Source organism: Micromonospora sp. NPDC049240, from assembly GCF_040647835.1.
Lineage (GTDB): Bacteria > Actinomycetota > Actinomycetes > Mycobacteriales > Micromonosporaceae > Micromonospora.
On record NZ_JBEZCX010000009.1, the window covers coordinates 197,601 to 223,944 of the forward strand.

The 26,344-nt window shown below is 72.6% G+C and carries 29 protein-coding genes; 13 read left to right on the plus strand and 16 right to left on the minus strand.

Annotated features, from left to right (window positions below; genetic code table 11):
* Nucleotides 1-81: 81 nt before the first annotated feature.
* Both AB0B02_RS16070 and AB0B02_RS16075 read right to left on the minus strand, forming a co-directional pair.
* The gene (locus tag AB0B02_RS16070) at nucleotides 82-270 is read right to left on the minus strand and encodes a DUF397 domain-containing protein (protein ID WP_357300855.1); all 189 of its coding nucleotides are present in this window, start codon (nucleotides 268-270) and stop codon (nucleotides 82-84) included.
* On the minus strand, nucleotides 261-1,064 hold the full coding sequence (locus AB0B02_RS16075; protein ID WP_281937126.1) for a helix-turn-helix transcriptional regulator: 804 nt from the start codon (nucleotides 1,062-1,064) through the stop codon (nucleotides 261-263). Before AB0B02_RS16075 ends, AB0B02_RS16070 begins: the two co-directional genes overlap by 10 nt.
* Before the next feature lie 214 nt (nucleotides 1,065-1,278).
* Between AB0B02_RS16075 and AB0B02_RS16080 the strand changes: the two genes are divergently transcribed.
* The 4 genes from AB0B02_RS16080 to AB0B02_RS16095 all read left to right on the plus strand — a co-directional run bounded on the left by AB0B02_RS16080 (nucleotide 1,279) and on the right by AB0B02_RS16095 (nucleotide 4,850).
* Nucleotides 1,279-1,524: a flavin reductase gene (locus AB0B02_RS16080; protein ID WP_357300857.1), complete on the plus strand. Its 246-nt coding sequence runs from the start codon at nucleotides 1,279-1,281 to the stop codon at nucleotides 1,522-1,524.
* Nucleotides 1,525-1,649: 125 nt separating this feature from the next.
* Nucleotides 1,650-3,647 (plus strand): NACHT domain-containing protein, encoded by a 1,998-nt coding sequence (locus AB0B02_RS16085; protein ID WP_357300859.1) that lies wholly within the window; start codon nucleotides 1,650-1,652, stop codon nucleotides 3,645-3,647.
* 22 nt (nucleotides 3,648-3,669) lie between these two features.
* A complete protein-coding gene (locus AB0B02_RS16090; protein WP_357300861.1) occupies nucleotides 3,670-4,416 on the plus strand; it encodes an Arc family DNA-binding protein in 747 nt (248 codons plus the stop codon).
* Nucleotides 4,416-4,850 (plus strand): type II toxin-antitoxin system VapC family toxin, encoded by a 435-nt coding sequence (locus tag AB0B02_RS16095; protein WP_357300864.1) that lies wholly within the window; start codon nucleotides 4,416-4,418, stop codon nucleotides 4,848-4,850. Before AB0B02_RS16090 ends, AB0B02_RS16095 begins: the two co-directional genes overlap by 1 nt.
* A gap of 20 nt (nucleotides 4,851-4,870) precedes the next feature.
* Here the strand turns inward: AB0B02_RS16095 and AB0B02_RS16100 are convergent, their stop codons facing one another.
* Nucleotides 4,871-5,410, minus strand: coding sequence for a GNAT family protein (locus tag AB0B02_RS16100; RefSeq protein WP_357300866.1), 540 nt, complete (start codon nucleotides 5,408-5,410; stop codon nucleotides 4,871-4,873).
* A 176-nt stretch (nucleotides 5,411-5,586) separates the two neighbouring features.
* On the opposite strand from AB0B02_RS16100, the gene AB0B02_RS16105 reads away from it, so the two are divergent.
* The 3 genes from AB0B02_RS16105 to AB0B02_RS16115 are packed head-to-tail and all read left to right on the plus strand — an operon-like array spanning nucleotide 5,587 to nucleotide 6,338.
* Nucleotides 5,587-5,871, plus strand: coding sequence for a type II toxin-antitoxin system prevent-host-death family antitoxin (locus AB0B02_RS16105; protein ID WP_018787151.1), 285 nt, complete (start codon nucleotides 5,587-5,589; stop codon nucleotides 5,869-5,871).
* Nucleotides 5,868-6,122, plus strand: coding sequence for a Txe/YoeB family addiction module toxin (locus tag AB0B02_RS16110; RefSeq protein ID WP_357300869.1), 255 nt, complete (start codon nucleotides 5,868-5,870; stop codon nucleotides 6,120-6,122). Before AB0B02_RS16105 ends, AB0B02_RS16110 begins: the two co-directional genes overlap by 4 nt.
* Nucleotides 6,123-6,131: 9 nt before the next feature.
* Nucleotides 6,132-6,338 carry a prevent-host-death protein gene (locus tag AB0B02_RS16115; protein WP_357300993.1) on the plus strand — a complete coding sequence of 69 codons (207 nt, stop codon included), beginning with the start codon at nucleotides 6,132-6,134 and terminating at the stop codon, nucleotides 6,336-6,338.
* A gap of 96 nt (nucleotides 6,339-6,434) precedes the next feature.
* Here AB0B02_RS16115 and AB0B02_RS16120 read toward each other — a convergent pair whose 3' ends face one another.
* The 9 genes from AB0B02_RS16120 to ppdK all read right to left on the minus strand — a co-directional run bounded on the left by AB0B02_RS16120 (nucleotide 6,435) and on the right by ppdK (nucleotide 16,344).
* Complete coding sequence (locus AB0B02_RS16120; RefSeq protein WP_357300871.1) at nucleotides 6,435-6,971, minus strand: hypothetical protein; 537 nt, start codon at nucleotides 6,969-6,971, stop codon at nucleotides 6,435-6,437.
* Nucleotides 6,971-8,863, minus strand: coding sequence for a DNA primase (gene dnaG / locus AB0B02_RS16125; RefSeq protein WP_357300873.1), 1,893 nt, complete (start codon nucleotides 8,861-8,863; stop codon nucleotides 6,971-6,973). Before dnaG ends, AB0B02_RS16120 begins: the two co-directional genes overlap by 1 nt.
* Nucleotides 8,864-8,936: 73 nt before the next feature.
* Nucleotides 8,937-9,188, minus strand: coding sequence for a helix-turn-helix transcriptional regulator (locus tag AB0B02_RS16130; protein ID WP_091071236.1), 252 nt, complete (start codon nucleotides 9,186-9,188; stop codon nucleotides 8,937-8,939).
* A 10-nt stretch (nucleotides 9,189-9,198) separates the two neighbouring features.
* Nucleotides 9,199-10,050, minus strand: coding sequence for an ABC transporter permease (locus AB0B02_RS16135; RefSeq protein ID WP_107155748.1), 852 nt, complete (start codon nucleotides 10,048-10,050; stop codon nucleotides 9,199-9,201).
* Nucleotides 10,047-11,021: an ABC transporter ATP-binding protein gene (locus AB0B02_RS16140; RefSeq protein ID WP_281937143.1), complete on the minus strand. Its 975-nt coding sequence runs from the start codon at nucleotides 11,019-11,021 to the stop codon at nucleotides 10,047-10,049. The genes AB0B02_RS16135 and AB0B02_RS16140 overlap by 4 nt, the downstream gene beginning before the upstream one ends.
* Nucleotides 11,022-11,043: 22 nt before the next feature.
* Nucleotides 11,044-11,904 (minus strand): siderophore-interacting protein, encoded by an 861-nt coding sequence (locus tag AB0B02_RS16145; RefSeq protein ID WP_357300878.1) that lies wholly within the window; start codon nucleotides 11,902-11,904, stop codon nucleotides 11,044-11,046.
* A 44-nt stretch (nucleotides 11,905-11,948) separates the two neighbouring features.
* Nucleotides 11,949-13,178, minus strand: a complete 1,230-nt coding sequence (locus AB0B02_RS16150; protein ID WP_357300880.1) for a deoxyguanosinetriphosphate triphosphohydrolase — start codon at nucleotides 13,176-13,178, stop codon at nucleotides 11,949-11,951.
* Entirely contained in the window at nucleotides 13,175-13,522 is a 348-nt protein-coding gene (locus AB0B02_RS16155; RefSeq protein WP_357300882.1) for a VOC family protein, read from the minus strand. The genes AB0B02_RS16150 and AB0B02_RS16155 overlap by 4 nt, the downstream gene beginning before the upstream one ends.
* Nucleotides 13,523-13,635: 113 nt before the next feature.
* Nucleotides 13,636-16,344: a pyruvate, phosphate dikinase gene (ppdK, locus tag AB0B02_RS16160; protein ID WP_281937149.1), complete on the minus strand. Its 2,709-nt coding sequence runs from the start codon at nucleotides 16,342-16,344 to the stop codon at nucleotides 13,636-13,638.
* Between the two features lie 359 nt (nucleotides 16,345-16,703).
* Here ppdK and AB0B02_RS16165 point away from each other — a divergent pair, with 359 nt between their 5' ends.
* A complete protein-coding gene (locus AB0B02_RS16165; RefSeq protein ID WP_357300995.1) occupies nucleotides 16,704-18,434 on the plus strand; it encodes a beta-N-acetylhexosaminidase in 1,731 nt (576 codons plus the stop codon).
* A 439-nt stretch (nucleotides 18,435-18,873) separates the two neighbouring features.
* Nucleotides 18,874-19,518 (plus strand): C39 family peptidase, encoded by a 645-nt coding sequence (locus tag AB0B02_RS16170; RefSeq protein WP_281937151.1) that lies wholly within the window; start codon nucleotides 18,874-18,876, stop codon nucleotides 19,516-19,518.
* A 60-nt stretch (nucleotides 19,519-19,578) separates the two neighbouring features.
* Here the strand turns inward: AB0B02_RS16170 and dusB are convergent, their stop codons facing one another.
* Nucleotides 19,579-20,727 carry a tRNA dihydrouridine synthase DusB gene (gene dusB / locus AB0B02_RS16175; protein ID WP_281937154.1) on the minus strand — a complete coding sequence of 383 codons (1,149 nt, stop codon included), beginning with the start codon at nucleotides 20,725-20,727 and terminating at the stop codon, nucleotides 19,579-19,581.
* A gap of 105 nt (nucleotides 20,728-20,832) precedes the next feature.
* Between dusB and AB0B02_RS16180 the strand changes: the two genes are divergently transcribed.
* Entirely contained in the window at nucleotides 20,833-21,789 is a 957-nt protein-coding gene (locus AB0B02_RS16180; protein ID WP_357300886.1) for a type IV toxin-antitoxin system AbiEi family antitoxin domain-containing protein, read from the plus strand.
* 53 nt (nucleotides 21,790-21,842) lie between these two features.
* On the opposite strand, the gene AB0B02_RS16185 is transcribed toward AB0B02_RS16180, so the two are convergent.
* The 3 genes from AB0B02_RS16185 to AB0B02_RS16195 all read right to left on the minus strand — a co-directional run bounded on the left by AB0B02_RS16185 (nucleotide 21,843) and on the right by AB0B02_RS16195 (nucleotide 24,257).
* The gene (locus AB0B02_RS16185; protein ID WP_357300888.1) at nucleotides 21,843-23,222 is read right to left on the minus strand and encodes a glycine--tRNA ligase; all 1,380 of its coding nucleotides are present in this window, start codon (nucleotides 23,220-23,222) and stop codon (nucleotides 21,843-21,845) included.
* Between the two features lie 113 nt (nucleotides 23,223-23,335).
* On the minus strand, nucleotides 23,336-23,809 hold the full coding sequence (locus AB0B02_RS16190) for a hypothetical protein (RefSeq protein WP_281938539.1): 474 nt from the start codon (nucleotides 23,807-23,809) through the stop codon (nucleotides 23,336-23,338).
* A 106-nt stretch (nucleotides 23,810-23,915) separates the two neighbouring features.
* Nucleotides 23,916-24,257: an antibiotic biosynthesis monooxygenase family protein gene (locus AB0B02_RS16195; protein ID WP_281937158.1), complete on the minus strand. Its 342-nt coding sequence runs from the start codon at nucleotides 24,255-24,257 to the stop codon at nucleotides 23,916-23,918.
* 27 nt (nucleotides 24,258-24,284) lie between these two features.
* On the opposite strand from AB0B02_RS16195, the gene AB0B02_RS16200 reads away from it, so the two are divergent.
* The 3 genes from AB0B02_RS16200 to AB0B02_RS16210 all read left to right on the plus strand — a co-directional run bounded on the left by AB0B02_RS16200 (nucleotide 24,285) and on the right by AB0B02_RS16210 (nucleotide 26,344).
* A complete protein-coding gene (locus tag AB0B02_RS16200; protein ID WP_281937159.1) occupies nucleotides 24,285-24,548 on the plus strand; it encodes a DUF6703 family protein in 264 nt (87 codons plus the stop codon).
* 84 nt (nucleotides 24,549-24,632) lie between these two features.
* The gene (locus AB0B02_RS16205) at nucleotides 24,633-25,580 is read left to right on the plus strand and encodes a metal ABC transporter substrate-binding protein (protein WP_357300891.1); all 948 of its coding nucleotides are present in this window, start codon (nucleotides 24,633-24,635) and stop codon (nucleotides 25,578-25,580) included.
* A complete protein-coding gene (locus AB0B02_RS16210) occupies nucleotides 25,577-26,344 on the plus strand; it encodes a metal ABC transporter ATP-binding protein (protein WP_357300893.1) in 768 nt (255 codons plus the stop codon). The genes AB0B02_RS16205 and AB0B02_RS16210 overlap by 4 nt, the downstream gene beginning before the upstream one ends.

Consider the following 26,344-nt stretch of genomic DNA (forward strand, 5'->3'; position numbering starts at 1 on the left):
GCCGGTACGCCGGAACGGGCGGGGCCGCATGAGCGGGGCGGCCCCGCGGGGGTCATCCCCGTCACACCGCCCCGGTGTGGGTCAGCGGGCGGGGAGCCGGTCGACGAACGCGCGCCAGGCGTCGGGCGCGAAGGCCAGCACCGGGCCGGCCGGGTCCTTGGAGTCACGCACCGCGACCACGCCGATCATGCCGTCCGCCACCTCCACGCAGGCTGCGCCCTGGCCGTTGCTGCGGCTGCTCTTGCGCCACCGGGCACTGCTCAGGTCCATGTCTCCGCCACCTCCGTCAAAAAGTCGAGGGACTGCTGGTGCGACAGTGCCTCGCCGCGGATCGACTCCCACACCTCGACCATCTGCCGCACGTGGTCGGCTCGGTCGATCACCTGCGCGTGGAGCTGCCCGTCCTGATAGACGACGTCCTCGCCGTGCGGCGGGGTGGCGAGCACGAACGGGCCACTCAGGCCAGGGTAGGCCCCGACGGTGAGCGGCACAACGTGGATCCGCACCCGGGGCAGCCCCGTGCCGGCCTTCACCAGGTGGCGCACCTGCTCGCGCATCACCTCCGCCCCGCCGACCCGGCGGCGCAGCACGTGCTCGTCGACGACGAACGTGAGCAGCGGGGGCCGCTCACGGGTCAGCAGCGCCTGGCGGTCCAGCCGCATCGTCACCTGCTGCTCCACCTCGTCCGGCGCGAACAGCCCGTCGCCTGAGAGCAGCGCGCGGGCATAGCCCTCGGTCTGGAGCAGGCCGGGCACGCAGAGCGGCTCGAACCAGCGCAGTGCGGTGGCCTCCGCCTCGATGCCGGGCCAGTCGCGGAACCACGGCACCACGGCCTCCCGGCCGATCCGCCGCTGGATGCGCTCGAAGCGCCCGTCGGTGCCGAGCACTGTGTCGCAGCGGCGGGCGAAGTCCAGGCTCGGACGGCGCTCGCAGGTCTCCACCTTGGCCACCAGCGCGCCGGAATAGGTAAGCGCCTCGGCCAACGACGTCTGGGACATGCCGTTGGCCGCGCGGGCGAGCCGTAACTCCTCCGCGAAGTGCTCCAGCATGGACGACAGTTCCACGGACAGCCTCCGTACATCCTCGACACACCCGGGGCCGGCCGCCGGACGCGCTGGTCGTCGCCGTGCCGGACGCCCCACCGTAGCCGCCCCGTCACCACACTGTCACGCAGCGGAACCGCTCACGGGATCGGACGGCGGGCGGAACCAGGCCGGGGGCGTCGGCGCACGACGAGGTCCGCCGACGCCCCCTCCCCACCGCGACGGAGGTTCACAGATGCCCCGGTACCGTCCGCACGTGGCGGCCCGCCCGTCCTGGCGCTGCCGGATCTGCGGCGCGGCGTGGCCGTGCTCCCCCGCCCGGCTGGCGCTGCTCGGTTCGTTTCGCGAGGACCGGATCGGGCTGCTGATCTATCTCGGGACGCTGCTGTGCGAGGCGACCGCCGACCTGACCGCCGGTCGGGACGGCGCCACGCCGCAGGGCCTGGCCGACCGCTTCATCACCTGGGCCCGGGCCCGCTGAACGGACACACTCTTCGATATGCTGCTCGTCAGCAGCCGCCGAGATAGTCGCGGGGGATGATGAGACGCCGATTCTCGTCGTACGGTCGTGGGCCGCAAGGCCACCGCTTGGTGCTGACACTCGGGATGGCGAGCGCCATCCTGCTCATCCTCGTCGGGGTCTCCACCAACCTGGTGAGCGAATACGTCGCCGAACTGGGTCTGCCCAGAGCGTTGGTGATCGGCGTCTTCCTCGGCTCGGCCGTGCTGGTGCTCCTGGTCACCGGCCTGCAGTTGCGGCATCAGACGGCGCAGGAGAGACGCTCCCCCGAGCGGCGGACGAAGGAACGTCGACAGGCGCTCGCCCGGGTGAGCGCCGCCATGCGCTCCGCCCTTGACCGGGCGCTGGGTTCGGTCCCCCGGCTGGCCCTCGCCACCGAGGCGCGGCCCGACCTGGTCCGGCACCCCGACGCGCTACCGGACGCGGCGATCGGCGAGGCGGGCAGGCCGAAGGTGCATGAGGAACCCCTCGTGCAGGTCTTCGACGACACCGGGCAGGCGCTTCTCCTGCTCGGCCAGGGCGGCAGCGGTAAGAGCACCCTGCTCGCCCGGCTCTGCCTCGACCTGTGCGAACGGGTGACCCCGGCGGACACCACCCCGTACGTTCCCGTGCTGGTGAACCTGACCTCCTGGACCGACGAGCGGCGGTCGTTCGCGCAGTGGCTGGCCGAGGCGATCGTCGACACCTACCCCGGCGTCGGCCCGGATCTGGCGCGTGAACTGATCGAAAATCGCGCGCTGGCCGTGCTCCTGGACGGCCTCGACGAGATCCCGACCGCGCGCCGCCGCAAGCGAGCGCTGCACGAGATCGACGCGTTCCTGGCCGCCGGAGCCTGCCCGCTGGCCATCGCCTGCCGCACGGAGGACTTCGACAGGCTCATCACGCCGACCGGCATCACCTACGCCGTCGAGGTCCTTCGCCCCTCGCGGGAGCGGGTCCAGGAGTTCCTGACCGGGCTGGGCACGCCCGCCGCCCTCTCGGTGCGGGACGTGCCGGCCACCGACCGGAAGTGGTGGTCGATGATGCGGTCGGTCATCATGCTGGGGATCGTGGCCCGGGTCTCCGCCGTTGACGCGCACGCCGACCTGGTCAGCGAGGGGACGCTGAGGGAACGCCGCCAGCACCTCATGGCGGTCTACGTGGACACCCTGCTGCGCCGGCGCGGGGGCCGCCGGGACGGCTACCCTCCCGACGACGCGCACCGGTGGCTGGCCTGGCTGGCGACGTGGATGGCCCGCCACGATCAGACGGAGTTCTACGTGGACCGCCTGCCGGTCGAGTGGATCCGGGACGTCAGCGAGGTGGCGAAGATCAAGCCACCGGCGCGGGATCCGGCGATCTTCGCCCTTTACGCGGGGGCCGGTTATCTCCTGGTGGTCAAGGGTGGGGCCATCGAGATCGCGGCGGTGACGCTGAGCTACATGACGGCGAGCATGGCTGCGGTGACGAACGCGCACATCCACCACTCGTCGACGACCGAGCCGATCCGGCTGGTGTGGCGGCTCCGCTGGTCCTGGGCCTTCCCCGCGCTGGTGGTGGTGCCATTCGTCACGTTGGGCGCGCTGGTCGCGGCCAGCGCGGCGGACAACGGGGTGCTCCGCATCGTGGCCTACATGCTGCTCAGCACGCCGGTGGCGATGCTCTCCTATGCCATCACGCCGACCAGCGCGCCGGACCAGGCCGGCCTGCCACCCGGAATGCGACTGCGCTGGTCGCGACGCAGGGCCCGTCGGGGCGCGCTGCTGGTCGGCCTACCGCTCGCGCTCGCCCTGGGCGTCCCGGTGGCGCTCGGCGCGCAGAGCGTGACGCACGGCCTGGTCGCCGTGGCACTGATGGCGGTCTTTCTCATGCTCGCGTGCTGGGACATCTGCGGCGGCGTCCCCGCCCGGCAGTACGCCCGGCTCTTCGCCGAACTCCGTCGTACCGGAAGGGGCCCCGGGGACTATCTCGGTTTCCTCGACTGGGCGCGGGAGCGTCTCCTTCTGGAGGCCAACGGCAGCGCGCTGCGGTTCCCGCACCGGGAGATCCAAAACCACCTGGCCGAGACGTGGGACGACGGAGCGACGCGGGCCGCGCCCGCGTGACCCCCACCTCTGCGCGGCGGGCATGCCGAACCGGGTGACGGGTCGGGACGCGCTGGTCGCGCACATGCGCAACTTCCCCGAGACCTTCCACGTGGAGTTCGTCGACCTGGTGTTCCACGAGACGCTCGACCCGAGCCGCGTGATCGTCGAGTTCGGTTCGACCGGCACGGCAGTGCCGACCGGCAAGCCCGTACGAGCAGCGGTGCATCTCCGTCGTCCGCACCGACGACGAGGGTCAGCCGTCACCGTCGCCGAGATCGGCTGCGGGAACCGCCACCGAAGAACCCTGAGCGGCCAGCACGTAAGGATGTCAAGGCGTCCAGTCGCGCCGGAGGAGGACCGGCTCGGGCTGCTGGTGCATCTCGGCACGCTGCTGTGCGAGGCCACCGCCGATCTTTTTGCCGACCGGGACGGCACCGCCGCTCAGGGCCTGTGGCAGCGCTTTGTCGGCTGGGCCCGGGCCCGCCGACCCGGGCAGATGGTGCTAGCATTGCTCTCAGTCGCCCGGGTCGGAGGAAATTCGATGGCAGCCCTCAGCATCAGAGATCTCGACGACGTGGTGCGGGAGAAGTTGCGCATTCGCGCCGCGCAACATGGCAAATCCATGGAATCCGAGATCCGGGACATCCTCACCGCGGCCGTCGCCGAGGACGCACCGGGGACCGATCTGTTCAGCGCACTCGCCGACCGATTCGCCAGACTCGGCGGCGTCGAGCTCGACCTACCGGCCCGTTCCACTGCGCCTCGCCCGGCGAGCCTGCCCGAGTGATGATCGTTCTCGACACCAACGTCGTCTCCGAGCTGATGCGGGCCGAGCCCGCGCCAGCGGTCCTCGCGTGGCTCCGCCGCAGCTCCAGTGCCGGCCTCTACACCACCGCGGTCACCGTCGCCGAGATCCGCTTCGGCATCGCTCGGTTGCCACAGGGCCAGCGCCGGGAATCACTGCACCAGTCCGCCAACGAGATCTTCGCCGCATTCCCCCGCCAGGTGCTGCCCTTCGACCTCGCGGCGGCCGGCGCCTATGCCGACGTGGTGGCCGGCCGGGAAATGCTCGGCCGCCCCATCGACGGGTTCGACGCCCAGATCGCCGCCATCTGCCGCACCCAGGTCGCCACGCTCGCCACGCGAAACACCAAAGACTTCGCTGATACCGGCATCGAGGTCACGGATCCCTGGCAGGAGAGCGTCGCCGACGAGCCGTGAACCGCCGGCACGCACGAATGTCAGGGCGTCCAGTCGCGCCGCAGCAGGCCGTAGATCACCAAGTCAGCGAAGCCGTCGCCGTCGTACGCGCGCTCCCGCTGGGTGCCCTCGTGGACGAAACCGCACGCCTCGGCGGTCCGCCGCATGGCGGTGTTGCCGGCCAGCGTCTCCAACTCCAGGCGGCGGAGGTTCCGGCTGCGGAAGCCGTACCGGCAGAGCAGCCGGATCACCTCGGTCCCGTAGCCCTGGCCACGTGCCTCGGGCACCAGCGAGATACCGAGGTGGGCGAACCGCTCGAACGCGCTGATCCCCCACAGCGTGCACCCGCCGAGGAACGTGCCGTCGGCCACGGTCTCAGCCAGGAACGACACCCAGGTGCGGCTGTCCGGCGGCTCGGTGACCTGCTTCTCCAGGCGGGCCCGTTCCTGCCCGACGTGGCGCGGCAGGAACGGCTCGTCGTCCGTGAGCAGGTGCAGCTCGGGGTCACCGTGCAGCCGGAACATGCTCGGCGCGTCGTCGGGTGTGGGTGGGCGCAGCCGGACCCGGTCGGTGGCGAACATCCCGCGACGCTAACAGCCGGCGTGGAACCCCGACGAGCGGTTTTGCCGGTGATCGGCTCCCACCGCCTCCGCGTCGCTCCTGGGCCTGAGCGATGGTGTAACACCAGGCGGTGGACCGTCCGACAAGCATGCTCGCGAGCTTGTACAATTTATTGTACGTAACGTTGGGAGGCAGCATGCGGACCGTGCCCTACTCAGAAGTCCGACAGAACCTGGCCAAGATGCTCGACCATGTCGTGGACGACGCCGAGGAAGTGGTGGTCACCCGCTCCGGCCGGGAGGCCGCGGTCATCATCTCGCTGCGTGAGTACGAGTCGTTGAAGGAGACGGCCTACCTGATGGCCAGCCCTGCGAACGCGCGCCGCCTGAATGAAGCCGTCGAAGAGCTGCGCAACGGGGGTGGGGAGATGCACGATCTGATCGACCCCGACGCCAGTTCAGGCGAGGCGTCGGCAGCGTGAAGGTCCAGTTCGCCGGTCGAGGCTGGGAGGATTATCTGACCTGGCAACGAGATCGCCAGATGCTCAAACGAGTGAACAGCTTGATCGAGGATATTCGACGCAACGGCCATCAGGGCATCGGCAAACCGGAGCAGCTTCGCGGCAACTGGGCCGGCTTCTGGTCGAGGCGCATCGATCAGGAACACCGCCTCGTGTACCGGATCACGGACGACACCGTGCAGATCGCGCAGTGCCGTTACCACTACGAATGAGGTAACCCACTGGCGCGCATCATCGAACGGTCGGAACACGGCGAGGAAATCGTCATCGGTCGGACGGACACCCCGGCGGCCAAGGCCATACCGCTGGTCCGGCGGGTCAGTCGCACCGCAGTCGGCTCCCTCGCCGGCCGACTGGACCTCTCCGGTGACTGGGACTCACCACGGACCAACGCCGAGATCGCCGACGACTTCGGCATCGGCGCATGAAACCGCTGCTGGACACTCACGTCGCGCTCCGGGCCATCCCCGCGTGACACCCGCGAGAGGCTCAGGCCCATCCACCCGGACCCGCGCCGGCTGCGGTCAGACGTCGGCGGGCGTGGTGGCGGCGCGGGCCTCGGCCACCAGACGGCCGGTCTCGGCGACCACCGCCTCGTCGTCGGCCGGCGTTCCCGGGTCGTAGCGGACCGTCCAGGTCAGACCGTCCACGCCGGACACCCGCCGGGCCGCGATCCGGCCCGCGCCGCCGGGCACCGGGTGGTGCGCGGTGTACGCCACCGAACCGGTGACCCGGGTCCGCACCTGGTACGGCAGCTCCCCGGGATCGAGCAGCAGATACGTCTCGGCCGGGGCGTCGGCGACCACCAGGTAGTCGTCCCGCTCGGTGACCGGCTCGGCCGGCGTGACGGTGAGTTCCCGGCCGGACCAGACCGCCTTGAGGACGTCGTGCCAGCCGAGGCGCTCACCCCGGCCCGGCAGCCAGAGCCCCCGGTTGCTGGCGACCAGCACGCCGTCGCCCTCGCCGTTGCCGGCGGCGGCCCAGGCGAGCACCCGCTCGTCGGCGGCGAGCGGCGGACGGTCGGCCGACGGCAGCTTCGAGCGGCGGCGGAAGAGTCCCATCACAGTCCTCCGGCGGCCTGCTCGCGCAGGGCCCGCGCGTGTTGTTCGAGCGAGAGCAGCTCCCCGAACAGGGCGAAGTATTCGTCCTTGTTGCTCACCGGGTTGACCCGCTGGATCTTCGACTTGAGGTCGCGGATCCGGCCGGTGACCGAACTCCACTGCAACCGGGCCATCGTCACCGAGACGTACCTCGGGTCGGGCTCGCCGTCGATGCGCAACGGCTCCACCGCCAACTCCCCCACCAGGGCCTGGGCGGCCAGGCCGGCGCAGGCGTCGCGGACCCGCTCGATCCAGACCGCACCGCCGGTGGCGCCGGCCGCACCGCCGGCCTCGGCGACGGCGACGCGCACCGCGGCGTGCACCGGATGCTGGTAGTCGCCTGCCTCGACCGCGTCGAACATCGGGCCGGCCAGCACCGGCTCCTGCAACGCCAGCTTCAGCGCCTCCCGCTCCACCATGGAACGGGGACTGTCCACGGCGGGCGTGGCGGGGCCGGGGCGGGTCGGCGCGGGCCGACCGTTGGCCGGCTGCCCGTTGCCGGCGGTCAGCACGGCGCGCTGCACCGGCTCGATCTCCATGCCGAGGTCGCCGGCGAGCTTGCGGACGTACTCCGGGCGCTTCTCCCGGTCCTTGATTTTCGCGACCAGCGGCGCGGCGCGGCGCATCGCCTCGACCCGGCCGTCGACGGTGTCGAGGTCGAACCGGTTGATGACGTGCCGGAGCGCGAAGTCGACGAGCGGCTCGCGGCGGGCCACCAGGTCGCGCACGGCCAAGTCGCCCTTGGCCAGCCGCAGGTCGCACGGGTCCATGTTGTCCGGGCTGACCGCGATGAACGTCCGCCCGACGAAGCGTTGGTCGTCCTCGAACGCGCGCAACGCGGCCTTCTGGCCGGCGGCGTCGCCGTCGAACGTGAAGATGATCTCCCCGGCCCGCTCGTCGCTGTCGAAGAGCACCCGGCGCAGCACCGAGATGTGGTCGCCGCCGAACGCCGTGCCGCACGTCGCCACCGCGGTCGGGACGTCGGCGAGGTGGCAGGCCATCACGTCGGTGTAGCCCTCGACCACCACCACCTTGCCCTGCTTGGCGATCTCCCGTTTGGCCTGGTCGATGCCGTAGAGGACGTGCGACTTCTTGTAGATCGGCGTCTCGGGGGTGTTGAGGTATTTCGGGCCGTCGTCGTCGTCGAACAGCTTGCGGGCGCCGAAGCCGATCACGTCACCGGTGATGTCGCGGATCGGCCACATCAGGCGACGGCGGAACCTGTCGATCAGCGAGCCGGACCGGGCCGGGCGGGACAGGCCGCCGGTGACCAGCTCGTCGTGGCTGAAACCCTGTTGGCGCAGGTGCCTGGTGAGCAGGTCCCACCCGTCGGGGGCGAAGCCGCAGCCGTAGCGCTCGGCGGCGGCCCGGTCGAAGCCCCGCCGGGCCAGGAACTCCCGGGCCGGGCGGGCGCCGGCGGTGGTGAGCTGGGCCCGGTAGAACTCGACGGCGGCGGCGTGCGCGGCCACCAGGCGCTGCCGCTGCCCCTGCTGCGGCCGGGCGCGCGGGGTGGACCGGTCGTCCTCGACGTAGCGAAGCTGGATGCCGGCGCGGGCGGCGAGGCTCTCCACCGACTCGATGAAGCCGAGATGCTCGGCGTCCATCAGGAACTTGATCGCGTCGCCGCCGACCCCGCAGCCGAAGCAGTAGAACACGTTGCGGGCGGGCGACACGTTGAACGAGGGGCTCTTCTCGTCGTGGAACGGGCAGAGCCCCTTGAGGTTGCCGCCCCCGGCCGACTTGAGCGTCACCACCTCGGAGATGACGTCCGCGATGGAGGTGCGCTCGCGGACCAGCGCGATGTCCTCGTCCCGGATCCGCCCCGCCATGACCGCCACCTCCTCGGCGTACATCCTGCCCTGCCGGACCGACGATCCGGCGGCCGGGGGGACGGACGTGTGGCGGACGCCGCCCGTCCCGCCGGCCTCACGCCGAGCGGCCGGCCCCGGCCGCGGCGTCGCCGATCCGGGGGAACGGTTCGATGGAGAAGACCACCTCGACCGGCACCTCGAAGTACGCGGCGATGCGCAGTGCCAGGTGCAGGCTGGGCCGGAACTCACCGCGTTCCAGGTAGCCGACGGTCTGGTAGTGCACCCCGAGCGCGTCGGCGAGCTGCCGGCGGGAGACGCCCCGTTCGGCGCGCAGCACCGCGATCCGGTTGTGCACGGTCTCGCTCATCGCCGCCCTCTCATCCGACCCGCTGCATGGCCCGCTCCCGCCGGGCCGCGACCCGCGAGCCGGACTCCCGGCGGGCCATCCGGCGCAGCACCACCGGGGCCAGCACCAGCCCGAGCACCGCCCAGGCGCCGAGCACGCCCAGCGTCTCCAGGTGCCGCCAGGAGCCGCCCAGCTCGACCGCCGCCAGGTCGGCCGGGAGCAGCGCCGAGCGCATGCCCAAGCCTAGCCAGTAGAGCGGGAAGACCTGCGCGACGCCCTGGAGCCAACCGGGCAGGCCGTTGATCGGGTAGAAGATGCCGGAGAGCGCGATCAGGCCGAAGATCGGCAGCACCACCAGGCCCATGTTGCGCGGATTCTCGATCACCGAGCCGATCACCGCGCCCAGCGGCAGCGTCGCGACCAGCCCGAGCGGCACCACCCAGGCCAGGGTGAGCCAGGCGCCGGGGTCGCCGAGCCGCAGCCCATCCAGGAAGAACAGACCGGGCACGAGCTGGATGACCACGCCGATCAGCGAGATCGCCGAGATCAGCACCAGCTTGCCGACCAGGTAGCCGAGCATGCCGTTGGGGATCGCCTTGGCCCGCAGCAACGTGCCGTCCTCCCGGTCGACGATGAGCTGCTGGGCCAGCCCGAGCAGGCCGCCGAAGAGCAGGCCCATGCCGAGCGCGCTGGGCAGCGTCCGGGCGCCGAGCGAGAAGTCGGTGCCGGGCACGGTCGAGCCGCGCATGAAGAACATGGCGACCAGCAGCACCGCCGTGGGGAAGAAGTAGTTCCACAGGTCCTGGCCGTTGGTGAACGTGGCGCGCAGCTCGATCAGGCCGCGCCGCAGCCCGGCCCGGAGCGCGGTGGTGGTCGGGGTCATCGCGTCGCCTCCTGCTGCCACGCCCGCTCGGCCCGGCCGGTGCGGATGCCGGTCTCCTCCTCGTGCACCAACGCCAGGTACGCGTCCTCCAGGCTGGCCCGGCGCACCTCCAGCTCCCGGACCCGGTCGCCGTGCTCGCGGAGCAGGTCGCGCAGGAACGCGGTGGCGTCGGCGGTGGCGTGCACGTACCGCTCGCCGTCGCGGGTCCAGCGGACCTCGGCGTCGGAGGCGACGCGGCGGGCCAACTGGTCCGGTGACCCCTCGGCGACGATCCGGCCGCCGGCCAGGATGAGGATGCGGTCGGCCAGCTTCTCCGCCTCGGCCAGGTCGTGCGTGGTCAGCACGATGGTGGTCTCGTCGAGGTCGGTGAGGCGGTGCACCAGCTCGTGGAACTCGCGCCGGGCCGCCGGGTCGAAGCCGACCGTCGGCTCGTCCAGGAACAGCAGCTCCGGCCGGCCGACGATGCCGACCGCCACGTCGAGCCGGCGGCGCTGCCCGCCGGAGAGCCGGGCCACCCGGGTGTCGGCGTGCCCGGTCAGCCCGACGGTGGCCAGCAGGTCGTCGACCGGCCAGGGCCGCGGCGTCCGGTCGGTCGCGTACGGCGCGTAGAAGTCGCCGAGGTGGGTGAGCAGTTCCCGGACCCGCCACTTGCCGTGGTCGCGCCAGGACTGGAGCACCACGCCGAGCCGGGCGCGCCAGCGCTCGTCGCCGCGGGCCGGGTCGACGCCGAGCACCCGGACCGTGCCGGCGGAGGGCAGCCGGAAGCCCTCCAGGATCTCGATGGTGGTGGTCTTGCCGGCGCCGTTGGGCCCGAGCAGCGCGACCACCTCGCCGCGCCGGGCGGTGAGGTCGACGCCGTGCAGCACGTCGACGGCGCCGTAACGCATGCGCAGGTCGCGGACGTCGAGGACCAGATCCTCGTCGGGAGGCCGGGGGGCCGCGACCGCCCCCGGGAGTTCGACCGCAGTCATGCCTCGGAATGTAGCACTCCTACTACATTCCGAGGGATACCCACTCACTCGCGGGGGTGGGGGTGGGTTCCTCGGCCTCGGCTTCGGCGTTCCAGGTGCGCTTGGTGGCGCGCCAACCCTCGTCGTCCAGGCCCAGGCGCCAGTAGCCGGAGATGGACAGGTCGGCCCGGGGCACGCCGCGCTCGACCCGCAGCAGCCGGCGCAGCTCCTTGACCGCGCCGGCCTCGCCGTGCACGAACACGTGCACCCGGCCGGGCGGGAACTCCAACGCCCGGACCGCCTCGACCAGTGCCGCGCCGACCGGACGCCCGGCCCGGTGCAGCCACCGCAGTTCCACCGCGCCGTCGCTGGCCAACGGCAGCTCGTCGGCCGGCCCCTCGACCTCGACGAAGACCCGGGCCGGCGCGCCGGCCGGCAGTCGCTCCAGCGCGGCGGCGATCGCCGGCAGCGCGCTCTCGTCGCCGGCCAGCAGGTGCCAGTCGGCGGTCGGGTCCGGCGCGTACGCGCCGCCCGGCCCGGTGAACAGCACCCGGTCGCCGGGGCGCAGCGCCGCCGCCCACGGCCCGGCCAGCCCTTCTTCGCCGTGGTGGACCACGTCGACGGTCAGCTCGCCGGCCGCCGCGTCCCAGGCCCGCACCGTGTAGGCCCGCAGCCGCGGCCACTGCGCCGCCGGGAAATCACGTTTGATGGTGGCCAGGTCGGCGGGGTGCGGGTAGGTCACCCCGGCCGGCGGGAAGACGAACTTCACGTAGTGGTCGGTGTACGCGCCCACCGGCAGGCCGGTCAGCTCGTCGCCGCCGAGCACGAGCCGGATCAGGTGCGGGGTGGGCCGCGCGGTCCGGACGACCGTGGCGGCGGTGAGCGTCTTCGGGCGATCCGTCATGCAACTGAGGCTACCCTCACCTGCCCGCCGGGCCGGGCGGGCGGTCAGCTCGCCGACACCAACCGGGCGTGCCAGGCCAGCGCGGCCGGATCGGTGAGCGAGGCGACCTGGTCGATCACCACACGCAGCCGCGCGGCGTCGTCCGGGGCGTCCCGCCAGAGCGGCGCGAAGACCTCGTCGAGCGCGTCCGGCGCCCGGTCGAGCAACACGGCGACCAGCTCGGCGAGGAGTTCCCGCTGCCGGTCGTAGCGGCCACTGGCGCCCGGCCGACGCATCACGTACCGCAACGCGATGCCCTTGAGCAGCGCACACTGCGCCCGGATCCGGCGCGGCACCACCAGGTCGGCCGCGTAGCGGCGGTGCGGGCCGGGACCGTGGCGCGCCTCGGTGGCGGCCACCACGCTCGACACGAACCGGCCGGTGAGCACGCTGGTGGTGGCCTTCAACGCGGCGAGCGCCCGGTGGCTGCCGTCGTACGCGGCGAGCGGGGCGAGCACCGGATCGGCGAGCAACTCGGCCAGCACCCCGCCCAGGTCCTCCGGGGCCTCGCCGGAGTATGCCGCCGCCACGTCGGCGCAGAGCGCCCGCCGCTCGTCCTCCTCGGCCAGCAGCGGGCGCAGGTCGACGTAGCCGCCGTGGATGCCGTCCTCGACGTCGTGCACCGAGTACGCCACGTCGTCGGCCCAGTCCATCACCTGGGCCTCCAGGCAGCGCCGGTCGCCGGGCGGGGCGCCGGCGCGCAGCCAGTCGAAGACCGGGCGGTCGTCGGCGTACAGGCCGAACTTGCGCTGGCCGGGGCGGCGCGGCCACGGGTACTTGCCGACCGCGTCGAGCGCGGCCCGGGTCAGGTTCAGCCCGGCGGACCGCCCGTCCGGGGTGAGCACCTTCGCCTCCAGCCGGGTGAGCACCCGCAGCGTCTGCGCGTTGCCCTCGAAGCCGCCGCAGCCGGCGGCCAGCGCGTCGAGCGCGTCCTCGCCGTTGTGCCCGAACGGCGGGTGCCCCAGGTCGTGGGCCAGCCCGGCGGTGTCCACCACGTCCGGGTCGCAGCCGAGCCGGGCGCCCATCTCGCGGGCGATCTGCGCCACCTCCAGCGAGTGGGTCAGCCGGGTACGCAGGAAGTCGTCGGTGCCGGCGGCGTGCACCTGGGTCTTCGCGGCGAGCCGGCGGAACGCCGCGCAGTGCAGCACCCGGGCCCGGTCCCGCTCGAACGGCGACCGACCGTACCCGGTGTCCTTCGGCGCCTCGGCGACCAGCCGCGCCGCGTCGTCGGTCAACGCGGTGGGAGAACGCAGAACTCGTTGCCCTCCGGATCGGCGAGCACCGTCCACCCCGCCTCGCCCTGCCCGACGTCGACGTGCCGCGCGCCCATGTCGACGAGCCGTTCCACCTCGGCCTCCAGGTCGGTCGGGCGCAGGTCGACGTGCAGCCGGTTCTTTCCCTGCTTCGGCCCGGAGACCGGGACGAAGACAAGGCCGGGGAGCGTGTCGGGCGTGCGGCGGATCTCCACCTCGTCCGGCTTGTCGGCGATCACCTGGTAGCCGAGCGCCTCGGCCCACCAGCGGGCGAGCCGGGACGGATCCCGGGCGTCGACGGTCAGGTTCTCCCAGACGGCGGTCATGCGGCCACCCCTCCTGTCGACACGTGGCGGAAGCTCAGGTTACGCCCGGGTGGCCGGAAAGGCGCGCCGGGCGGGGCCGCCGGTGGTCACCGGCGGGCCCGCCCGGGGAGTGCTCAGCGGGAGTCGGAACCGGTGGTGCTGACGGCCGCGCGGCCGGCCTCCAACCGGGCCACCGGCACCCGGAACGGCGAGCAGGAGACGTAGTCCAGTCCCACCTCGTGGAAGAAGTGCACCGAGTCCGGGTCGCCGCCGTGCTCGCCGCAGACGCCGAGCTTCAGCCCGGGCCGGGCCGCCCGGCCCTCCTCGGCGGCGATCCGGACCAGCCGGCCGACGCCGTCGGCGTCGATCGACTCGAACGGGGAGATGCCGAAGATGCCCAGCTCCAGGTAGCGCCAGAAGAACGCACCCTCCACGTCGTCGCGGGAGAAGCCCCAGGCCATCTGCGTCAGGTCGTTGGTGCCGAAGGAGAAGAACTCGGCCGCCTCGGCGATCTGTCCGGCGGTCAGCGCCGCCCGGGGCACCTCGATCATGGTGCCGATCAGCACCTCGACGCCGCTGTCGCCGACCACCTCAGCGATGATCTTCTCGGCCTCCGCGCGTACCGTCTCCAGCTCCTGGACGGCGCCGACCAGCGGCACCATGATCTCCGGACAGGCCGTGCCGCCGTCGCGGGTGACCGCGACGGCGGCCTCCGCGATCGCACGGACCTGCATCGCGAACAGGCCCGGGATGACCAGGCCGAGCCGGACGCCGCGCAGGCCCAGCATCGGGTTCTCCTCGTGCATCCGCCGGACGGCGGAGAGCAGCGCCTCCTCCTTGGCCACGTCCTCGCCGCGCTCCTGGGCGACCGCGACGTTGACCGCGAGCTGCTCCAGCGGGGGCAGGAACTCGTGCAGCGGCGGGTCGATCAGCCGCACCGTGACCGGCAGGCCGTCCATCTCCCGGAAGATCTCCACGAAGTCGGCCCGCTGGAGCGGCAGCAGCGCGGCGAGCGCGTCCTCCCGCTCCCGCTCGCCGGCGGCGAGGATGAGCCGCTCGACCAGCTCCCGACGGTCGCCGAGGAACATGTGCTCGGTGCGGCACAGGCCGATGCCCTCGGCGCCGAAGCGCCGGGCCCGCGCCGCGTCCGCGCCGGTGTCGGCGTTCGTCCGCACGCGCAGCCGCCGCGCCGCGTCGGCGTGCGTCATGATCCGGTGTACGGCGCGGACCAGCGGGTTGTCGATGTGCTCCGGGTCGAGGCTGCCTTCGAAGTACTGCACCACCTCGGACGGCATGACCGGCACCTCGCCGAGATAGACCTTGCCGGTGGTGCCGTCGATCGAGACCACGTCGCCCTCGCCGACGGTGTGCCCGCCGACGGTGAACTTCTTCGCCGGGACGTTCACCTCCAGCTCGTCGGCGCCGGAGACACAGGTCTTGCCCATGCCCCGGGCCACCACCGCGGCGTGGCTGGTCTTGCCGCCGCGCGAGGTGAGGATGCCCTTGGCGGCGATCATGCCGTTGAGGTCGTCCGGGTTGGTCTCCCGGCGGACCAGGATCACCGACTCCCCCTCGGCGGCCAGCTCGACCGCGCGGGCCGAGGTGAAGACCACCTTGCCGGAGGCGGCGCCCGGGGACGCGCCGATGCCCTTGGCGACCGGCGGGACGTCGTGGTCGAGCTGGAAGCGCGGGAACATCAACTGGGCGAGCTGCGCGCCGTTGACCCGGTGCAGCGCCTCGTCCAGGTCGATCAGGCCCTCGTCGACGAGCTGCCCGGCGATGACGAACGCGGCGGCGGCGGTGCGCTTGCCGACCCGGGTCTGGAGCATCCAGAGCTTGCCGCGCTCGATGGTGAACTCGATGTCGCAGAGGTCCTTGTAGTGCTCCTCCAGCCGGGCCATGATGCCGAGCAGCTCGTCGTAGGAGCGCTTGTCGAGCTGCTCCAGCTCCTGCAACGGCACGGTGTTGCGGATGCCGGCCACCACGTCCTCGCCCTGGGCGTTGGCCAGGTAGTCGCCGTAGATGCCCTGCGCGCCGCTGCCCGGGTCGCGGGTGAACGCGACGCCGGTGCCGGAGTCGGGGCCGAGGTTGCCGAACACCATGCTCACCACGTTGACCGCGGTGCCCAGGTCGGCCGGGATGCGCTCCTGCCGGCGGTAGAGGATGGCCCGCTCCGCGTTCCACGAGTCGAAGACCGCCCGGATGGCCAGGTCGAGCTGCTCGCGCGGCTCCTGCGGGAACTCCCGCCCGGTGTGCTTGGCGAAGATCTTCTTGTACGCGTCGACCAGTCCACGCAGGTCGTCGGCGTCCAGGTCGAGGTCGTTCCGCGTGCCCTTGGCGTGCTTGGCCTCGTCCAGCGCGTGCTCGAACTCCTCGCCCGGCACCTCGCAGACGGTCTTGCCGAACATCTGGATCAGCCGGCGGTAGGAGTCCCAGGCGAACCGGTCGTTCTGGCCGGCCTGCTTGCTCAGCCCGATGACGCTGCGGTCGTTGAGGCCGACGTTGAGGACGGTCTCCATCATGCCGGGCATGGAGAACTTGGCGCCGGAGCGTACCGAGACCAGCAGCGGGTCGCCCGGGTCGCCGAGGCGGCGGCCCATCTCGCGTTCCAGGGACTCCAGGTGCGCCTCGATCTGGCCGGCCAGCCCGTCCGGCTCGCGCCCGGTCGTCAGGTACGCCTGGCATGCCTCGGTGGTGATGGTGAAGCCGGGTGGGACGGGCAGGCCGAGGTTGGTCATCTCGGCCAGGTTGGCGCCCTTGCCACCGAGCAGGTCCTTGAGGTCCTTGTTGCCCTCGGCGAAATCGTAGACGTACTTGTGCTCGACCGTTTCCTGCGTTGCCACCAGAGCCTCCCACGCGCGCCATTGACACTTAACGAAGGTTCAGTTCGGACATACCCCGGGAGCCACCACCGGCAATCCCGGCTCGTCAGCGATCGGTGGGCGAAGGTTAAGCGAACTTCGCAGGACCTGGGACCGTTCGGTGACGATCGGCACAAGAGTCACCACTGCCCACGTCCGTACCGGTTTTTGGGAACGCTTCCACGCGCAGGATCACGCAATTCCGGATTCCCCTCGTACCCTTGACGGCACTGGATATCGCCGAACCTGACCTTTGCCATATCCCGCACGAATACACCCCCGGAGCCGTCGCCGTGCCGACCAACCCCACCGCCCCCGAGACCGGGCCGCAGCCACGCCCCCTGCCCGCCGACGCGCCGTCGCCCGGCGTCGATTTGCCCGCCGCGCCGGCCACCGCCGCCGAGCTGGCCCGCATCGCCGCCGATCGGGCCACCGGGCAGCTCGCCCCGCCCGCACCGGCCCGCCTCCACGACGTGGTGCCGGCGCCCGAGCAGGTGCGACCCGACCCGGCCGGCGACTTCACGCTGTCGCCGGACGCGGCGATCCGGGTCAGCGCCGCCGCCCGGGACGTGGCCGGGCAGCTCGCCGACTGGCTGCGCCCGGCCACCGGCTTCCCGCTCCCGGTGACCGACTCGGCCGGCCCGGGGCCGGACGGCCCGCTGACGCTCACCCTGTCGTCGATCGCCGCCCCGCCCGCGGGCTCACCGGCCCCCGCCCCGCCGACCGACCGCACGAGCGCCGCCGGCGCGGCCGGCGGCGACGTGGCGCTCGGGGACGAGGGCTACCGCCTCGACGTCACCGCCACCGGCGTCCGGATCACGGCCGACACGCCGGCCGGGCTGTTCCACGGCGCGCAGACGCTGCGGCAGCTCCTGCCGGCGGCGATCGAGAGCGCCACCCCGGTCGCCGAGCGCTGGGCGGTGCCCGGCGGCACCATCGTCGACCGGCCACGCTTCGCCTACCGGGGCGCGATGCTCGACGTCGCCCGGCACTTCTTCGGCGTGGACGACGTGCTGCGCGTGGTCGACCACCTGGCCCGGTACAAGCTCAACCACCTGCACCTGCACCTCACCGACGACCAGGGCTGGCGGATCGCCGTCGACTCCTGGCCCCGACTCGCCGAGGTCGGCGGCGTCACCGGCGTCGGCGGCGGCCCCGGCGGCTGGTACACCCCTGACGACTACCGGCGGATCGTCGCGTACGCCGCCCGCCGGCACGTGACAGTGGTGCCCGAGATCGACCTGCCGGGGCACACCAACGCGGCGCTCGTCGCGTACCCCGAACTGGCCCCGGGCAAGACCGCGCCACCGCCGTACACCGGCACCGACGTCGGGTTCAGCTACGTCGACCCCACCGACGAGCGGACGTACGCCTTCGTCGCCGACGTGTTCGGCGAGCTGGCCGCGCTGACCCCCGGTCCGTGGCTGCACCTCGGCGGCGACGAGGCGTTCAAGGTGCCGGCGGAGCGCTACCGCGCCTTCGTCGAGCGGGCCCAGGCCCTGGTCGCGGCCACCGGGAAGACGGTCGTCGGCTGGCACCAGCTCGCCCCGGCCGCACACGTCGACGGGCGCGTCCTCCAGTGGTGGGGCACGAACGGCGACGACCCCGGGACAGCCGACGCGGTACGCCGTGGCGCCCGGCTGATCCTCTCCCCCGGCAACCACGCCTACCTGGACATGAAGTACGCCCCGGACACCCCGATCGGGCACGACTGGGCGGGCCTCGTCGACGTGCGGCGCGCGTACGACTGGGACCCCGGCACCCACGTCCACGGCGTACCGGTCGAGGCTGTGCTGGGGGTGGAGGCGCCGCTGTGGACCGAGTCGGTCACCACCCGCGCCGAGATCGAGTTCATGATGTTCCCCCGCCTGCCCGCCGTCGCCGAGCTGGGCTGGTCACCCCGGTCGACGCACGACTGGGCCGGGTTCCGGGAACGGCTCGCCGGTCACGGCCCGCGCTGGGCCACCGCCGGCATCACCTTCCACCCCTCTCCCGAGATCCCCTGGCCGCACTCCGCGACCGCCGGCATCCCGCGCCAGCCCGCGCACGGCCAGACCGACACCGTGGCGTGATCCACCCGAGACCCGACACACCGGCCATCGGCACTCCGGGCGGGCGACGGGTGCGCTCTCGACGGCCTGTCGACCTGATGGCGTGAACGACTCACCCCGGCTCTGACCCGTCCACGCCATCAGGTTCGTAGGCACGTCCCCGCGTACGCGGGCCGTACTCCGTCACGCTCCGGCGCTCCGGCGGCGACATGTCCGTTCCGGGTGGGTGGTCGACGCCACCGCCACCACGGAATCGACCCCGGGGCGGGGGCGTTGTACCTGGCTGACCGTGCCGCACCCGCCCGCCGACCTCGCCGCGAACCGGCGGGGAATGACCCCGGGCCGCCGGTCGTTACACCCCCGAGCCGCCGGAGCAGGCCCCCTGGCCGCCCGCGCTGGCCACCACACTTCCGCGGCATCCCCCGATCGCCGCGCGCCCCCGACAGAGAGGCAACTGATCATGGCTACCACTCTGCTGCGCAAGACCGTGCTGACCGCCGCCGGGATCGCCGCCACCGCCGGTGGCATCGCCGGCCCCGCCATCGCCGCCCAGGCCACCCCCGCCGAGCGCGCCGCTGCTGTGGTCGCCGACCGCAAGAGCGGTGAGCGTGAGCTGGGCGTGCGCTACGAGGCCCAGCCCAACTTCTACTTCTGCGGCCCGGCCGCGGCCCGCAACGCGCTCAGCGTGCAGGGCAAGAACATCGACGTGGCCGCCATGGCCGAGGAGATGGGCACCACCGAGGCCGGCACCAACTCCATCAACGACATCACCCCGGTGCTGAACAAGGAGACCGGCAAGGACGTCTACAAGTCCACCGAGATCCCTGTCGACAAGGCCGGTGACAAGGTCGACAAGCTGCGCGCCGACGTCGTGCGCGCGGTGGACGACGGCCGGGCCGTGGTGGCCAACATCGCCGGGACCGCCACCGACACCGACGGCACCGTGCACTCCTTCGAGGGCGGCCACTACATCAGCGTGGTGGGCTACCGCGACGGCGGGAAGGTCGTGACGATCGCCGACTCGGCGAACCCGGACCAGGCCTCCTACCGGATGGACGTGGACGCCCTGGCGCACTGGATCGCCAGCCGCGGCTACAGCTCCTGACCGCAGGACATGACGAAGGGCCCGACCCCACCCGGGGTCGGGCCCTTCGGCGTACCGGGATCAGCCGCCGGAGTCGTCCAGCTCGGCGCCCTCCGGCGGGGTGTCGTCGTCGCGGCTGGCCAGCCAGCCGTCGGGCAGGAAGACCTTGCCCGGGGAGTTGGTCCGGCCGCGTGGCTGGCCGAGCGTCTCGACCGGGAAGGGCACCTCCGGGTCGAGCTTGCCGAGCAGGTCGTCGAGCTGGGCCAAGCTCTCGATCATGGCGAGCGAGCGGCGCAGCTCACCGCCGATCGGGAAGCCCTTCAGATACCAGGCCACGTGCTTGCGGAAGTCGGTGCAGCCGTCCCGTTCGCCGCGGGCCGGGTTGCGGGCCCCGGCGACGAACTGCTCCACCAGCAGCTCAGCGTGCCGCCGCATGGTCACCGCCACCTCGCCCAGCGTGGGCAGCCGCCGGTCGGTGCGCCCCTCGAACGCGGCCTCCAGGTCGGCGAAGAGCCACGGTCGGCCCAGACAGCCACGCCCCACCACCACGCCGTCCACGCCGGTGTGGGCCACCATCCGCAACGCGTCGTCGCCCTCCCAGATGTCGCCGTTGCCGAGCACCGGCACGTCCAGCGCCGCCTTGAGCGTGGCGATGGCGTCCCAGTCGGCGGTGCCCGAGTAGCGCTGCGCCGCCGTACGCCCGTGCAGGGCGACCGCCGCGACGCCCGCGTCCTGGGCGGCGAGCCCGGCCTCGACGTACGTCAGGTGGTCGTCGTCGATGCCCTTGCGCATCTTGACCGTGACCGGCACCCCGGCGGGTGACGCGGCGTCCACCGCGGCCTTGACCAGCCGGGCGAAGAGCCGGCGCCGCCACGGCAGGGCCGAGCCGCCGCCCCGGCGGGTGACCTTCGGGACCGGGCAGCCGAAGTTGAGGTCGATGTGGTCGGCGAGGTCCCGCTCGACCACGATCCGCACGGCGGCGGCGGTGATCTCCGGGTCGGTGCCGTAGAGCTGGAGGCTGCGCGGGTGCTCGTCGGCGCCGAAGGCGATCATGCGCAGCGTCTTCGGGTTCCGCTCGACCAGCGCGCGGGTGGTGATCATCTCGCAGACGTAGATGCCGCCGCCCTGCTCGCGGCAGAGGCGCCGGAAGCCGACGTTGGTGATCCCGGCCATCGGCGCGAGCACCACCGGCGGCCACACCGCATACGGCCCGATCTTCAGCTCACTCACCGCCCAAGTGTAAGGAGGGGCCCCCTGTTAACGCCTTCTGCATAGGCGGGGCCCCCGCTTAACACGGCGCATATCACAGATCAGGCAGGGCGGCGGCCTTCGGGGATGGTTGACTTCACCACCGAACTCGCGGAGACGGCGCACCGGCAGCAGCAGATCCTCACCCGCGCCCAGTTGCTCGCCGCCGGCTTCGACGACATGTACCTCTACCGGCAGACCCGCCGAGGGCTGTGGCAGCGTGTGCTGCCGGCCACGTACGCGCTGGTCACCGGCACCTTGACGGAGGAGCAGCGACGGATCTCCGCGGCCCTGTACGCGGGTCCGGAGGCTCAGCTCACCGGGCTGGCCGCGCTGCGCTGGTACGGCTTCCGGTACAGCCCGCGCACGGACGACGTACACCTGGTGGTGCCGCACCGGACGCGGCGGAGGTCTTCCGGTCACGCGGTGATCGCCCGCGCGCTGGCGGTCGACGGCAAGGCCCGGCACACCGCCCTCTACCCGGTCTGCTCGCCCGCCCGCGCGGTGGTCGACGCGGCCCGCGACCTGCGACAACTGCGGCCGGTACGGGCCGTCGTGGCCGAGGCCGTGCAACGCGGGTTCACCGACCTCGCCGCGCTCGACGAGGAGATCCGGCGGGCCCGGCGGAGCCGGACGGCCCTGGTCAGGAAGGCGTTCTCCGAGGTCGTCGCCGGTGCCCGGTCCGCGCCCGAGGCCGAGCTGCGGGAGTGTCTGGCCGGCAGCCAGCTGCTCCCGGACCTGCTCTGGAACCCGGGGCTGAGCGCCGGGGACGGGCGGCGGCTCCCCACGCCGGACGGCTACCTGGCGGACGCGGCGGTGGCGCTGGAGGTGGACTCGCAGGAGTTCCACTTCACGCCCGACGACTGGGCGCGCACGCTCGACCGGCACAACGAGCTGAGCCGGTTGGGGTGCTCATCCTGCACTTCACTCCGGCGCAGATCCGGCGGAGCCCGACGCTGGTGCGGCGGACGGTCGAGGAGGCGTACGAGTCGCGGCGGGGCTTGGCGGCCACCCTCGACGTACGCGTCTCCCGAACAGGTGTGAGAAGGGGCCCCTTCTCGACCGGAAACGTTAAGAAGGGGCCCCTGCTTACACCGTCAGCAGCCGGGGAGGCGCTCGATCAGGTAGCGCTCTACCTGGTCCAGGGAGATCCGCTCCTGGGCCATGGTGTCCCGGTTCCGGACCGTCACCGCGTTGTCGTCGAGCGTGTCGAAGTCGACGGTGACGCAGAACGGCGTGCCGATCTCGTCCTGGCGGCGGTAGCGGCGGCCGATCGCCTGCGAGTCGTCGAACTCGACCACCCAGCGCTTACGCAGGTCGGCGGCGAGCTGCTTGGCCTTCGGCGAGAGCGCCTCGTTGCGGGACAGCGGCAGCACCGCCACCTTGACCGGGGCCAGTCGCGGGTCGAAGCGCATCACGGTGCGCTTGTCCACGCCGCCCTTGGTGTTCGGCGCCTCGTCCTCGTCGTACGCCTCCAGCATGAACGCCAGCACCGCGCGGGTGAGGCCGGCGGCCGGCTCGATCACGTACGGCATCCAGCGTTCCTGCTTCGTCTGGTCGAAGTACGACAGGTCGACGCCGGAGTGCTTGCTGTGCGTGGAGAGGTCGAAGTCGGTGCGGTTGGCGATGCCCTCCAGCTCGGCGAACTCGGTGCCGCCGAAGCGGAACTTGTACTCGATGTCGACGGTGCGCTTCGAGTAGTGGGAGAGCTTGTCCTTGGGGTGCTCGTAGAAGCGCAGGTTCTCCTCGGACAGGCCGAGGTCGAGGTACCAGTTCCAGCGCTCGGAGAGCCAGTACTCGTGCCACTGCTCGTCGGTGCCCGGCTCGACGAAGAACTCCATCTCCATCTGCTCGAACTCGCGGGTGCGGAAGATGAAGTTGCCCGGGGTGATCTCGTTGCGGAACGACTTGCCGGTCTGCGCGATGCCGAACGGCGGCTTCTTGCGGGCGACCGTCTCCACGTTCTTGTAGTTGACGAAGATGCCCTGGGCGGTCTCCGGGCGCAGGTAGTGCAGGCCCTCGTCGCTCTCCACCGGGCCCAGGTAGGTCTTCATCAGGCCGTTGAACATCTTCGGCTCGGTGAAGGTGCCCTTGTTGCCGCAGTTGGGGCAGTTCAGCTCCGTCAGCGAGGTGAGCGGCTTGCCGTGCTTGGCCTCGTACGCCTCTTCCAGGTGGTCGGCCCGGAACCGCTTGTGGCAGGACTGGCACTCGGTCAGCGGGTCGACGAACTCGGCGATGTGGCCGCTGGCCTCCCAGACCTTGCGGGCCAGGATGACCGCCGAGTCGAGGCCGACCACGTCGTCGCGCTGCTGGACCATGGTCCGCCACCACTGCCGGCGGACGTTCTCCTTCAGCTCGACGCCGAGCGGACCGTAGTCCCACGCCGACCGGGTGCCCCCGTAGATCTCACTGGAGGGGAAGACGAAGCCCCGGCGCTTGGCGAGGCTGACGACGGCGTCGATACGGTCGGCTGGCATGTTTCCTCCTACGCCGGCTGGCGGTCGGCGCGGTCGAGATGGATGGAACCGGGCTGTTCGGGACCACGGTACGACCGCCGCTGCCCCGAGCCCAGCAGAATACCGGGGGCCGGTCAGCTCACCCCGCAGACCTCCATGCCGCCGGTCTGCCGGTCGGGCGCCAGCGTGACGGTCTGCGCCTCCCGGCGCCCACCGGCCAGCGTGACGTCCACCGGCACGGTCAGCGTGGCGGTGTCGACCTTGCCCACCCGGTAGCCGGAGATCTGCGGCTCGGTGGCGGCCCGCCGCGCGAACTCCGGCCGGGACTCGCGTCGCCGGGCGTCGTCGCAGAGCCGGTCGTACGCCTTGGACCACTCCCGGGCGACAAGCGCCTGGTAGTAGTCGTCGGTGACGGCCCGGCCCTGCTCGCCGACCGCCTGCACGTTGCTCACCGCGAGCCCGACCACGGCCGCTCCGCCCCCGCCGCAGCAGAGCACCACGGCCAGCGCGCCGACGCCGAGGCCGAGCCAGAGCCGGGCCCGCCCGCCCTCGGTGGGCGGGGCGGCGAACGGCGGCGCGACGCCGGGACCGGGCGGCGGCGCGGGCACGCCCGGCTCCGCCGGGGCGGCCGGCGGCGTGCCGGGCGGCACGGGTGGCGGGGGCGGCGCGGCCGGTCCGGGAGCGGTCATACGCGCCAGGGTAGTGCCCCCGGACTCAGCGGTACGGGCCTGCGGCACGATCACTGGCGACGACGACGATCTCGCCCTGCGGGGCGGCGTTGGCGAGCGTCTCGTACGCCGACGGCTCGTCCACCGAGCGGGCGAGCAGCGGCACGGCGGTGACCTTGACGTCGAACCCGCCCAGCGCCCGCCGGTACGCCCCGACCGACTCCCACTCGGTGAGCAGGCACCAGTGGGTCGGGTCGTCGAGCGCCCGGAGCAGTTCGCCGCGCAGGTAGCCGGGGCGGGCGGCGAGCGCGGCCAGCGCGGCGTGCGCCTCCCGGGTGAACTCGTCAGCCGTTTCGGCGTCCACCACGAACCGGTTGGTGACCAGCACGGCGTTCCTCCTCGTAGAGTTTGTGGCATGCAGCGTACGCAGAGTCCCGTGCTGTCCCGGTTGGCCCGGCTCAACCCGACGACGGTGTTCCTCGCCGCGCTGGTGCTGGTGCTGGTCGGCCTCTTCGCGCCCGGCCCGGCCGGCGGCGTCCTGCTGTTGGTGCTGGCGGCCGGGCTGGTCGCGTTGATGTCGGTCACCTGGCCGGTGCAGCGGCCGGCGACCCGGGTGCTGCGGCTGTTGATGCTCACCCTGTTGATCGCGGTGGCGCTGGCGAAGCTGACGGTCGGCTGAGCCGCTCCGGGTCGGGCCGACCCGCGCTGACATGCAAGCATGCGTTTTTGACAATAATTTTCGTTATCGCGGACAGTTGCTTCCATGACCGCCCGTGCCACCCCCCGCGTCCTGACCGTCGCCACCGCCGCCCTGCTCGCCCTGGGCGGGCTCAGCGCCTGCTCGGACAGCGACGGCGGCGGTAAGGACCCGGACCGGGTCGACGTGGTGGCCGCGTTCTACCCGCTCCAGTTCCTGACCGAGCGCATCGGCGGCGACCGGGTCGTGGTCGGCAACCTGACCAAGCCCGGCGCGGAGCCGCACGACCTGGAGCTGAACCCCCGCCAGGTCGGCCAGGTGGTCGACGCCGAGCTGATCGTCTACCTGACCGGCTTCCAGCCGGCGGTGGACGAGGCGGTCGAGCAGAACGGCGGCGACCGCGCGTTCGACGTGGCCGGTGTCGCCCCGCTGCTCGACGCCGCCGCCGGCGGCCACGAGCACGAGGGCGAGGGTGAGGCCGGCCACGAGGAGAAGGGCGGCGGCAAGGATCCGCACCTCTGGCTCGACCCGACCCGGCTGGCCACCGTCGGCGACAAGCTCGCCGAACGCCTCGGCGCGGTCGACCCGGACCACGCCGCCGACTACACCGCCCGGGCCGGCGCGCTGCGCGCCGAGCTGACGACGCTCGACACCGAGTACGCCGAGGGCCTGCGTACCTGCCTGCGCCGGGAGATCGTGACCAGCCACACCGCCTTCGGTTACCTGGCCGAGCACTACAAGCTGGAGCAGATCGGGCTCACCGGCCTCACCCCGGAGGCCGAACCCTCCCCGCAGCGGCTCGCCGAGGTCGCGCGGGAGGCCCGGGAGCACCAGGCCGGTACGATCTTCTTCGAGACGCTGGTCAGCCCGAAGGTCGCCGAGACGATCGCCCGGGAGGTCGGGGCGAAGACCGCGGTCCTGGACCCGATCGAGGGCCCGCCCGCCGAGGGCGACTACCTGTCGGCCATGCGCGCCAACCTCCAGACCCTGCGAACCGCCCTGGACTGCTCATGACCTCATCACCCGTGATCGACATCGCGCACGCCACCGTCGGCTACGACGGCCGGCCGGTGCTGCGGGACGTCTCGCTGACGCTGACCGCCGGCGAGGTGGTCGCCGTGCTCGGCGCCAACGGCTCCGGCAAGTCGACGCTGGTCCGCGCCGCGCTCGGCCTGGTGCCGCTCGGCGCCGGGTCGGTCACCCTGTTCGGCTCGCCGCAGCGCCGCTTCCGGCAGTGGCACCGCATCGGGTACGTCCCGCAGCGGCTCGGCGCCGGCGGCGGGGTGCCCGCCACGGTGGCCGAGGTGGTGGCGTCCGGGCGGCTGGCCCGCCGGGGTGTGCTCCGGCCGGCGGGGCGCGCGGACCGGGAGGCGGTGGCGGCGGCGCTGCGCGCGGTCGGGCTCGCCGACCGGGCCGGTGACCCGGTGGCCACGCTCTCCGGCGGGCAGCAGCAGCGCGCCCTGATCGCCCGCGCGCTGGCCGGCGGCCCGGAGCTGCTGGTGCTGGACGAGCCGACCGCCGGCGTGGACGCGGCCAGCCAGGAGGCGTTCGCCGGGGCGCTGCGCGGGTTCCGCGACGGCGGCGGCACGGTGCTGCTGGTCGCCCACGAGCTGGGGCCGCTGCGCCCGCTGATCAGCCGGGCCGTGGTGGTGCACCAGGGCGGCATCGCCCACGACGGCGCGGTGCCCGAGCCGGCCGGCCACCACGCCGACCCGGACCACGAGCATGTGCACCCGCACTGCGACGAGGAGCCCGCCGGGCTCTGGAGGAGCATCTGA

Coding starts and splice junctions, on each gene's coding strand:
- AB0B02_RS16155 (WP_357300882.1), bottom strand. CDS start 13,522: ATGACCGCCGTCTGGGAGAACCTGACCGTCGACGCCCGGGATCCGTCC.
- AB0B02_RS16210 (WP_357300893.1), top strand. CDS start 25,577: ATGACCTCATCACCCGTGATCGACATCGCGCACGCCACCGTCGGCTAC.
- AB0B02_RS16080 (WP_357300857.1), top strand. CDS start 1,279: ATGCCCCGGTACCGTCCGCACGTGGCGGCCCGCCCGTCCTGGCGCTGC.
- AB0B02_RS16200 (WP_281937159.1), top strand. CDS start 24,285: ATGCAGCGTACGCAGAGTCCCGTGCTGTCCCGGTTGGCCCGGCTCAAC.
- AB0B02_RS16180 (WP_357300886.1), top strand. CDS start 20,833: ATGGTTGACTTCACCACCGAACTCGCGGAGACGGCGCACCGGCAGCAG.
- AB0B02_RS16145 (WP_357300878.1), bottom strand. CDS start 11,904: ATGACGGATCGCCCGAAGACGCTCACCGCCGCCACGGTCGTCCGGACC.
- AB0B02_RS16120 (WP_357300871.1), bottom strand. CDS start 6,971: ATGGGACTCTTCCGCCGCCGCTCGAAGCTGCCGTCGGCCGACCGTCCG.
- AB0B02_RS16140 (WP_281937143.1), bottom strand. CDS start 11,021: ATGACTGCGGTCGAACTCCCGGGGGCGGTCGCGGCCCCCCGGCCTCCC.
- AB0B02_RS16070 (WP_357300855.1), bottom strand. CDS start 270: ATGGACCTGAGCAGTGCCCGGTGGCGCAAGAGCAGCCGCAGCAACGGC.
- AB0B02_RS16185 (WP_357300888.1), bottom strand. CDS start 23,222: ATGCCAGCCGACCGTATCGACGCCGTCGTCAGCCTCGCCAAGCGCCGG.
- AB0B02_RS16105 (WP_018787151.1), top strand. CDS start 5,587: ATGCGGACCGTGCCCTACTCAGAAGTCCGACAGAACCTGGCCAAGATG.
- dnaG (WP_357300873.1), bottom strand. CDS start 8,863: ATGTACGCCGAGGAGGTGGCGGTCATGGCGGGGCGGATCCGGGACGAG.
- AB0B02_RS16090 (WP_357300861.1), top strand. CDS start 3,670: ATGCCGAACCGGGTGACGGGTCGGGACGCGCTGGTCGCGCACATGCGC.
- AB0B02_RS16170 (WP_281937151.1), top strand. CDS start 18,874: ATGGCTACCACTCTGCTGCGCAAGACCGTGCTGACCGCCGCCGGGATC.
- AB0B02_RS16100 (WP_357300866.1), bottom strand. CDS start 5,410: ATGTTCGCCACCGACCGGGTCCGGCTGCGCCCACCCACACCCGACGAC.
- AB0B02_RS16130 (WP_091071236.1), bottom strand. CDS start 9,188: ATGAGCGAGACCGTGCACAACCGGATCGCGGTGCTGCGCGCCGAACGG.
- AB0B02_RS16085 (WP_357300859.1), top strand. CDS start 1,650: ATGGCGAGCGCCATCCTGCTCATCCTCGTCGGGGTCTCCACCAACCTG.
- AB0B02_RS16205 (WP_357300891.1), top strand. CDS start 24,633: ATGACCGCCCGTGCCACCCCCCGCGTCCTGACCGTCGCCACCGCCGCC.
- AB0B02_RS16095 (WP_357300864.1), top strand. CDS start 4,416: ATGATCGTTCTCGACACCAACGTCGTCTCCGAGCTGATGCGGGCCGAG.
- AB0B02_RS16135 (WP_107155748.1), bottom strand. CDS start 10,050: ATGACCCCGACCACCACCGCGCTCCGGGCCGGGCTGCGGCGCGGCCTG.